General features: G+C 66.0%; 2 protein-coding genes. Both read left to right on the top strand.

The genetic code is table 11. The features are described from left to right. A partial coding sequence (locus tag ACLF3M_RS35235; protein ID WP_430661685.1) for a dipeptidase occupies nucleotides 1-597 on the top strand: 597 nt, incomplete at its 5' end. Nucleotides 598-599: 2 nt separating this feature from the next. Further along, nucleotides 600-1,380: ABC transporter substrate-binding protein (locus tag ACLF3M_RS35230; RefSeq protein WP_430661684.1), on the top strand; the 781-nt coding region annotated here is incomplete at its 3' end.

Below are 1,380 nucleotides of genomic sequence, written 5' to 3'. Positions count from 1 at the left end.
TCGAAGCTCGGGCGGAAATGGGTGGCGGAGATGAACCGCCTCGGAATCGTGATCGATCTGACACACACGGGCGAGCGCGCGACCCATGAGATCATGGATCTCACGCAGCAGCCGTTGGCCTTCACCCACTGCAACCCGCGCAAGCTGGTCGATACGAAGCGGAACATCACCGACGAGCAGATGAAGCGCTGCGCCGAACTCGGCGGCGTCATCGGCGTGACCAATTGGGGCCCGCTCAATTTCCGGCCCGACGCGCAAGGGCGGCCGCAGGTCGAGGATTTCCTCAACGCGATTAGCTACGTTGCCAACCTCATCGGGTCGGACAAGGTATCGATCGGCACCGACATGAGCCACGGCACCTATCCGGATGGCGACATGGTGCGCGGGAAGCTCGGCGGCCTGACCGGCGATCGCTACACGCAGATCGTCGATTCCAGTCCGCGGTCCAAGCTGCGCCACGTGGAGGGCTTCGACGACTACAGCGCGGTGCCTGATGTCGCTGAGATGATGATGAAGCGCGGCTTCTCCCGCGCCGAGGTGGAAGGGATTCTGGGCGGCAATCTGCTGCGCCTGTTCCGCACCGTCTGGGGGGAATGAGCATGCGCATCACCCGCCGTGCCGCGCTCGGTGCCGCTGCCGGCCTCACCGCGTTGCCGCTCGACGCGTTCGGGCAATCCGTGCCGCGGGCGCGGACGCTGATCATCGCGCAGAACTTCGATCCCTCGACGCTATGGGTGAATGGCACGACGGCTTCGGACAACGTCAATGTCGGCGCGTGCATCACGGAATCGCTGCTCTTCGTGAATGGCGCGACCAACCGCACGGAGCCATTGCTGGCCACCGAGGTCACTCAGGAGACGCCGACGACCTGGCTGATCAAGCTGCGGCCGAATGTGCGATTCTCAAACGGCGAGGCGATGGATGCCGACGCGGTGGTGCTGTCGCTCCGCGTCTTCGCGGACGGCCGCACCACGCCGGCCTATGCCAGCTACGCGGCACCCGTCGACAGCGCGGCCAAGATCGATGACCTTACGGTGCGGCTGACGACGAAATACCCCAGCCCGACCGTGCCCCTGATGCTGAGCCAGGTGCATGCGCTGCCGCCGCGCTATTGGGCCGATGCCGGACCGAACGGCTTCGGCACACGCCCGATCGGCACCGGTCCGTTCAAGTTCACCGAATGGCAGCGCGACAATCGCGTCGTGCTGGACCGCAACCCCGATTACTGGGGCGAGCGTCCGGATGGCTACGACCGCGTCATTTGGCGCCCGGTGCCGGACGACAATGCCCGCGCCGCCGGGCTCGAGACCGGGGAATTCGACGTCGCCTGCGTGCTCTCCGTTCCCTCGGCGCAGCGTCTGGAGCGCGTGCGGAACCTGA

Source organism: Falsiroseomonas sp. HW251, from assembly GCF_050563545.1.
In the GTDB taxonomy this organism is placed as follows: Bacteria; Pseudomonadota; Alphaproteobacteria; order Acetobacterales; family Acetobacteraceae; genus Falsiroseomonas.
This window is presented reverse-complemented; position numbering and strand designations above follow the sequence as displayed.